6 protein-coding genes are annotated in these 7906 nt (G+C 70.0%); all 6 read left to right on the forward strand.

Annotated features, from left to right (window positions below; all coding sequences use genetic code 11):
* The first annotated feature begins 366 nt into the window (after positions 1 to 366).
* Positions 367 to 1518, forward strand: coding sequence for a D-alanyl-D-alanine carboxypeptidase family protein (locus C5O18_RS04230; protein ID WP_105191753.1), 1152 nt, complete (start codon positions 367 to 369; stop codon positions 1516 to 1518).
* Positions 1519 to 1540: 22 nt separating this feature from the next.
* Positions 1541 to 1828: a YbeD family protein gene (locus C5O18_RS04235; RefSeq protein WP_105191755.1), complete on the forward strand. Its 288-nt coding sequence runs from the start codon at positions 1541 to 1543 to the stop codon at positions 1826 to 1828.
* 10 nt (positions 1829 to 1838) lie between these two features.
* Positions 1839 to 2552 (forward strand): lipoyl(octanoyl) transferase LipB, encoded by a 714-nt coding sequence (gene lipB, locus C5O18_RS04240; RefSeq protein WP_105191757.1) that lies wholly within the window; start codon positions 1839 to 1841, stop codon positions 2550 to 2552.
* A 67-nt stretch (positions 2553 to 2619) separates the two neighbouring features.
* Entirely contained in the window at positions 2620 to 6081 is a 3462-nt protein-coding gene (locus tag C5O18_RS04245; RefSeq protein WP_105191759.1) for a PAS domain-containing hybrid sensor histidine kinase/response regulator, read from the forward strand.
* 87 nt (positions 6082 to 6168) lie between these two features.
* A complete protein-coding gene (locus tag C5O18_RS04250) occupies positions 6169 to 7452 on the forward strand; it encodes an FAD-dependent oxidoreductase (RefSeq protein WP_105191761.1) in 1284 nt (427 codons plus the stop codon).
* Positions 7449 to 7906, forward strand: a 458-nt coding sequence (locus tag C5O18_RS04255) for an SAM-dependent methyltransferase (protein WP_146089201.1), incomplete at its 3' end; no start/stop codon positions are given. The genes C5O18_RS04250 and C5O18_RS04255, both read left to right, overlap by 4 nt.

The following is a 7906-nucleotide window of genomic DNA, read 5'->3' on the forward strand; positions in this document are numbered from 1 at the left end:
CAGATGATGAAACCTGTCTCAAATGAGAACGGGAGACACCGAGCAGGAAACATGCCAGCAGGCAAAGCCCTCGCCACGGCGGTTCGCCGGGCCCCGGGGGCAGCGACGACGCACCATCATGATGCCGTCACGGGCGCAGCGCACCGGACACGGGCCCGACCATACAGGCCGCAGGTCAACCGGACGCCAGCGCACGCGTGGAAGCAGGACCGGCCCGCCGCCACGCCGGCCAGCCATCGCCAGGGAAGGAATTCGCCCGCGTCTGACAAAGCGGCGCCATGCGAACCCGAACCTGCATTAGAATGGCCGCCACATGCCTGGCCCGTGCCAGCGCGCTCCGTTCAACGCATCGTCGCAGGACTTCCGATGAAACGTCTTCCGCTCGTCTCGCTCGCCTTTCTGCTCGGCGCCGCCACCCAGGCCGCCGCCTTCGTGATTCCGAACCCGCCCGTGCTCGACAACAAGGCCTACGTGGTCATGGACTTCGACTCCGGCAAGATCCTCGCCGAATCGAACCCGCACGCCCAGCTCGAGCCGGCTTCGCTGACCAAGATGATGACCAGCTACATCGTCGAGCACGCGCTGAGCACCGGCCGCCTCAAGGAAAGCGATCCGGTCAGCGTCAGCGAATACGCCTGGTGCCGCGGCACCAGCGCCGAATCCTGCATGTACCTGCCGCTGCACGGCCAGGCCCCGGTGATCGACATGCTGCGCGGCGTCATCATCCAGTCCGGCAACGACGCCTCCAAGGCGCTGGCCGAGCACATGGCGGGCTCCGAGCCGGCCTTCGCCGAGATCATGAACGCGGAAGCCAAGCGCCTGGGCATGACGGAAACCAACTTCATGAATGCCACCGGCCTGCCTGATCCGGCGCACCTGACCTCCGCGCACGACATGGCCGTGCTGGCGCGCGCCATCATCCGCGACAACGCCCAGTACTACCCGATCTACGCCGAGAAGGAATTCACCTACAACGGCATCAAGCAGGGCAACCGCAACGCCCTGCTCTACACCGACCCGACCGTCGACGGCCTCAAGACCGGCCACACCAACGCGGCCGGCTACTGCCTGGTGGCCTCCAGCAAGCGCGGCAACATGCGCCTGATCACGGTGGTCATGGGCACCAGCAGCATGCAGGCCCGCGCTGACCAGACCCGCGCCCTGTTCAACTGGGGCTTCAGCAGCTACGAGACCGTGAAGCCGCTGCCGGCCGGCAAGATCCTCGCCGACGCCAAGGTCTGGTTCGGCACCACCGACAGCGTCAAGGCCGGCCTGGATCACGACCTGGCCATCACCCTGCCGCGCGGCAAGAAGGATGGCGTCGAGGCGGTGACCCGCATCAATCCGGACCTGAAGGCGCCGATCGCCAAGGGCCAGCAGGTCGGTGAAGTGGTCGTGACCCTGGGCGGCGAAACCATCGCCACGCAGCCGGTGGTGGCCATGGAGGCGGTCGAGGAAGCCGGCTTCCTGGTGCGCATCTGGCACCACCTGAAGCGTTTCCTGACCAGCCTGTTCTGATCCGCGTGACAGGAGCCCGGACATGACGACGAAGTCGACCGACATCCAGAACGAGGAACTCTGGCAGTTCCCGGTGGCCGCCTACCCCCTCAAGGTCATGGGCGAGGCGCGCTTCCCGCTGGCGCAGATCGTGGCGGACATCATCCGCCGCCACGTGCCGGATTTCGACCCGGCCACCATCGAGATGCAGCCGTCGTCGAAAGGCACCTACGTCTCCGTGCGCGCGACCTTCCCGGTCGAGCGCAAGGAGCAGATCAACGGCCTCTACGCCGACCTGGCCGCCGAACCGGCGGTCAAGATGGCGCTCTGAGCCTGCCGGCATGAGCGACTCGCCGGTGGCGGCGCGCGACATCCCCGTGCCCGTGCGCGAAATTGATGTGCAATGGCAGGGCCAGGTCGACTACGCGCCGACCTGGCAGGCCATGCAGACGCTCACCGCCACGCGCGACGCGGACACGCCGGACGCGCTCTGGCTGCTGGAGCATCCGCCGGTCTACACCCAGGGCCAGGCCGGCAAGCCCGAGCACCTGCTGCTGCCCGGCAGCATTCCGGTGGTGCAGACCGACCGCGGCGGCCAGGTCACCTACCACGGCCCCGGCCAGCTCGTCGGCTACCTGCTGGTCGACCTCGGCCGCCTCGGGCTGGGCGCACGCGAGTTCGTCGAGCGCATCGAGGATGCCCTGGTCGATGCCCTCGCCCGACTCGGTGTCGCCAGCACCGCCGACCGCAACGCCCACGGCGTCTATGTCGACGGCCGCAAGATCGCCTCGCTGGGCATGCGCATCCGCCGTGGCTGCAGCTACCACGGCTTCTCGCTCAACGTCGACATGGACCTGGCGCCGTTCCGCGGCATCAACCCCTGCGGCTACGCCGGCCTGCAGATGTGCCAGCTGCGCGATCTGCTGACGCCGGAGCAGCTGGCCGGCCGCGATCGCGCGGCGCTCATGGCTGCCGCCCGCGTGGCCGCGCTGGACGGCCTGCAGGCGCGCTTCCCGGAACTAGACTTTGGTCTGACGCAGCGACGACCAGACTGAGTCCGGACTGGACGCGCCGCCGCGCCTTGGACCATAGTCGCAGCCAGTTCACCCTGCGGAGACATCCATGTCCCAGTGGCTGCTCCCCCTGGTCTCCCTGCTCTATATCGCCCTGCTGTTCGTGGTCGCCTACTGGGGCGAAAGCCACAGCCCGCGCCTGAGTCCACGCCAGCAGGGCCTGTTCTACAGCCTGACGCTGGCGGTCTACTGCACGTCCTGGACCTTCTACGGCGCGGTCGGCGCCACCGTCACCGGCGGCTGGGCCTACCTGCCGATCTATCTCGGCCCGCTGCTGTTCATCTGGTTCGGCCGCCAGCTGCTGGAGCGCCTGGTGCTGACCAGCAAGGCGCAGTCGATCACCAGCATCGCCGACTTCATCGCCGCCCGCTACGGCAAGGCCCAGCATCTCGCCGCCATGGTGGCGGTGGTGGCCATCATCGGTGCCCTGCCCTACATCGCTCTGCAGCTCAAGGCCGTGGCCATGAGCGTGAGCGTGCTGCACGACGCCGGGCTGGGCAGCCCGTTCCCGACCAGCGACACCGCATTCTGGATCAGCCTGCTGCTGGCCGCCCTGGCCATGCTCTTCGGCACCCGCAAGATCAACGCCACCGAACACCACCAGGGCCTGATGATGGCGGTGGCGCTGGAGTCCGTGGTCAAGCTCTTCGCACTGGTGGTGCTCGGCCTCTACGCCTGGCACGAGCTGGAGCAGCTGCCGGCGGGCTGGAGCCATGACACGCGCCTCGACCTGCTGCTGCGCCCGGAGCACCTGCCCACCGGCTTCCTCGCCCAGGTGCTGCTCGCCTTCCTGGCCATGATGTGCCTGCCGCGCCAGTTCCACGTCGCCGTGGTCGAATGCAGCGATGTCAGCCAGGTGCGCAAGGCCTCGTTCTGGTTCGGCGGCTACCTGCTGCTGATCATCGCCTCGGTGCTGCCCATCGCCATGGTGGCCATGATCGACAGCCGCCTCGCCAGCACCCATCCGGACATCGCCGTGCTGGCGCTGCCGCTGGCCATGGGCAACGAGCCGCTGGCGGTGCTGGCCTTCATCGGCGGCTTCTCCGCCGCAGCCGGCATGGTGATCGTGGCCACAGTGGCGCTGTCGACCATGATCTGCAACGACCTCATCGTTCCGTTGCTGCTGCGCTACCGCCGCTTCGGCAATCTGGCGCTGCGCCTGCTGCTGATCCGCCGCCTGGCCATCGCCGGCCTGGCCCTGCTCGGCTACGGCTACTACCGCCTGATCGAGGAGTTCGACCAGCTCGCCTCCGTCGGCCTGCTCGCCTTCTCGGCCGTCGCGCAGTTCGCGCCGGCGCTGATCGGCGGCCTGTTCTGGCGCGGCGGCAGCCGCCAGGGCGTGGCCGCCGGCCTCGCCGCCGGCTTCGCAGTCTGGGTCTACACGCTGATGCTGCCGGCGCTGATCCCGGCCATGGGCTACGACAGCAGCTGGCTCACCAGCGGTCCGCTGGGCCAGGCCTGGCTGCAGCCTCAGGCGCTGTTCCACCTCACCGGCTGGGACCCGCTGACCCATGGCGTGTTCTGGTCGCTGCTGGTCAACATCAGCCTGTTCGTGCTGATCTCGCTGCGTTTCCGCCCGGCCATCAGCGACCAGCTCGACGCCGGCCAGTTCCTCGAGCCCTGGAGCACGCAGAGCCCCGAGCTGAACAGCGAGGAGTGGCAGCGCCTGCCGCTGAGCGAGCTGCACGCCCTGGTCGCGCGCATCCTCGGCGAGGAGGCCACCCGTCAGGCCTTCGAGCAGTTCGCCCGCGGCCGCATGCAGATGCTCGATCTGCGCCGCCCCGCCAGCCGCTCCTGGGTGCAGTTCTGCGAGCGCCTGCTGGCCGCCGCCATGGGCACGGCCTCGGCGCGCGCCCTGCTCACCACCGCCCTGCGCGGCAGCGGCCTGGAAATCGGCCAGGTGCTCGCCCTGCTCGATCAGAGCTCGCAGCTGCAGCGCTTCAACCGCGGCGTGCTCAATACCATGATGGAGCACATCGAACAGGGCATCAGCGTGGTCGACGCCGACATGAAGATGGTGGCCTGGAACCGCCGCTACCTGGAAATGTTCGACTACCCCGAAGGCATGGTCTACCCCGGCTGCCCGGTCGCCGACCTGATCCGCTACAACGCCGAGCGCGGCGAATGCGGCCCCGGCGATATCGAGGAGCATGTCAGCAAACGCATCGCGCACATGCGCCAGGGCAATCCGCACGTGTTCGAGCGCATCCGCGCCGATGGCCAGGTGCTGGAAATGCGCGGCCAGCCGGTGCCAGGCGGCGGCTTCGTCACCACCTTCGCCGACATCTCCCATTTCAAGCGCGCCGAACGCACGCTGGCCGAGGCCAAGGAAGCGCTGGAGGAACGCGTCGCTCTGCGCACCGCCGAGCTGGAGACCGCGCTGCACGCCCAGGAGCAGGCCAAGCAGCAGGCCGAGCAGGCCAACCAGTCCAAGACCCGTTTCCTGGCCGCTGCCAGCCACGACCTGCTGCAGCCCATGAACGCCGCGCGCCTGTTCTCCTCGGCGCTGAGCCAGCACCCAGAGCTGGTGCCGGATGCCGCCACCCTCGCGCACCAGCTCGACAGCTCGCTGCGCGGCGCCGAGGAGCTGCTGTCGGCGCTGCTCGACATCTCCCGCCTCGATGCCGGCGCGCTCAACCCCAATCACGAAGCCATCTGCCTGAGCGATCTCGTGCGCGAACTGGTGGAACAGGTCAGGCCGGTGGCCGCCAAGCGCCAGCTCGCCCTGCGCGTGCGCCTGCCGAAGGACGGCGCCTGGGTCTGCAGCGACCGCCAGTGGCTGCGCCGCATTCTGCAGAACCTGCTCAGCAACGCCCTGCGCTACACCCGCGAAGGCGGCGTGCTGATCGGCATCCGCCGCAGCGGCGACGGCTGGCGCGTCGACGTGCGCGACACCGGGCCGGGCATTCCGGTCGGCAAGCAGGCGCAGATCTTCGAGGAGTTCCAGCGCGGCGGCGAAGCCTCGCCCTGGGGAGAAAAGGGCATGGGCCTGGGCCTGGCCATCGTCGACCGCATGGTGCGCCTGCTCGGCCACCACATCCGCGTGCGCTCGATGCCCGGCCATGGCGCCTGCTTCACCCTCATGATGACCGCCGCCACGCCGGTCCCGCGACCGGCACCGGGCAGCGACCAGCCCAGTCCGGGCAGCGGCAACCTGCAGGGACTGGTGGTGCTCTGTGTCGACAACGAGCCGGACATCCTCGCCGGCATGCGCGCCCTGCTCGGCCGCTGGGGCTGCCAGGTCGTCACCGCCGGCGACGGTGACGAAGCCCGGCGTCAGCTCGCCGCGCACGACCCGGCCGTGGTGCTGGCCGACTACCATCTCGCCGACGGCGAGGATGGCCTGGCGCTGCTGCGCGCGCTCGCCGCCGGCCGCGCCGGCGCCCTGGTCACCGCCGACAACAGCGACGAGGTCGCGGCCGAGGTGAAGGCAGCCGGCCTCGGCCTGCTGCGCAAGCCGGTGAAACCGGCGGCCTTGCGCGCCTTCCTGGCGGCGAATGCCCGCCACTGACCCGATCGGCACCCTCCGCGAAGGCCCGGCAAGCTGACATAATCCGGCCGACACCGGCGCGGGCCGGAGCGCGAAGGACAACAAAACATGCAGGAATCAGTCGCCGTCATCGGCAGCGGCATGGCCGGTCTGGCCGCCGCGCGCATCTGCCGGGATGCCGGACACCGGGTCACCGTCTTCGAGGCCCAGGCCGGCCACGGCATGGACGCGCACAGCCTGTGGCTGCACGGCGGCCTGGTCGACGTCCCGCTGCGCGTCATGAGCCCGCGCGCCTGGGGCAGCGTGCTGGCGCTGGCAGGCAGCGTCGGCGTCGACACCTTCGGGGTGAACACCCGCACCTCGTGCAGCTGGTCCGACCGCGAGACCTGGTTCCGCAGCGGCCGCGTGCCGGTGACCGGCTGGCCGACCGTGGGCAGCTGGCGCTACCTCAACGGCAGCACCTGGCGGCTGGCGCGCGGCGCGAGCCGCCTCGCCGCCCTCACCCGGCGCCTGCGCGATGCCGGCGACAGCGACGAGACCCTGGCCGAACTGCTGGCGCGCGAGCCTTTCGATCCGCTGTTCTGGCGCGGCTTCGTGCTGCCGACACTGACCACCATCTGCACCTGCCGCGAGGAGCACCTGCTGGCCTGGCCGGCGCGGCCGCTGCTGACCCTGCTCGACACCATCCTGCATGGCGGCATGCTGCGCCGCCTGACCGGCGGCACGCCGGCGCTGGTGCAGGCGCTGGGTCAGGGACTCGATCGCATCAGCGGCAGCCCCGTGGTCAGCGTGCGCCAGGAGGGCGATGAAGTGCTGGTCGCCAACCAGCGCGGCGATGGCGGCCGCTTCCAGCGCGTCATCGTTGCCACCCAGGCCAACCAGCTCGGCTTTCTTGATGCCGAGCAGTTCGGTCGCGAGGTCGCGGCGCTGCGATCCATCCGTTTCGATCACGGCGAACTGCTGGTGCACAGCGACACCCGCTTCCTGCCCGCGCGCAGGCAGGACTGGACCGCACTCAACTACCTCATGGACAGGTCGCTGGAGCGCGCCATGTTCACGGTCTGGGTCAACGCCGTGGAGCCCACGCTGCGCGACGCCCCGCCCGTGTTCCAGACCTGGAACCCGCTGTTCGAGCCCGACCCCGCGACCGTGATCGCCCGCCTGCCGCTGGCCCGCGCCGTGGTCCACGGCGGCACCGCCGGCGCCCTGCGCAGCCTCGATGCGCTGCATGCCGAACCAGGCCGCCGCCTGTTCTTCTGCGGCTCCTGGGCCTTCCCCGGCGTGCCGCTGCTGGAGTCCGCGGTGCGCTCGGCCATGGCGGTCGCCGACCGCCTCGGTGCTGCCTCTGACTTCACCACCAGCTGCCCGCCGGCATCGACTGGCAGGCCATGACCCGCATACCGGCGCACCGCAACGACATCGCGACAGTCCTGCTCGGCGCCACCACCCAGCCACCCTGGAGCAACCTCGGCTGCTGGCCGGCCGATGCCGCTCCCGGAAACCGCTCCGATGGCAGCGCCGCCGACAACAACGGCGACAGCGAATACGACCGGGCCTGCCGCCGCCTGGCCCTGCGTCACGCCGAAGCCGTGTCGCTGCATGCCGATGACCGGCTGCTCGATCTCGGCTGCGGTCCCGGCGCCAGCCTGCGCCTGTGGCAAGAGGCTTTCGGCGTGCGTCACATGACCGCCCTGGAACGGCGACCGGCCTGCGTGACCGCCCTGCGCGAGCTGTCTCTGCCCGGGCTGGAGCGCGTGCATCAGGCGGACTTCGACCGCCTGCCGCTGCCCGGGGATCTGCCGGCGGCCGGCGCCGACGTGGCGATCTGCGTCGACGCGGCCTATCA

Source organism: Amnimonas aquatica (genome assembly GCF_002943415.1).
Lineage (GTDB): Bacteria > Pseudomonadota > Gammaproteobacteria > Pseudomonadales > Moraxellaceae > Perlucidibaca > Perlucidibaca aquatica_A.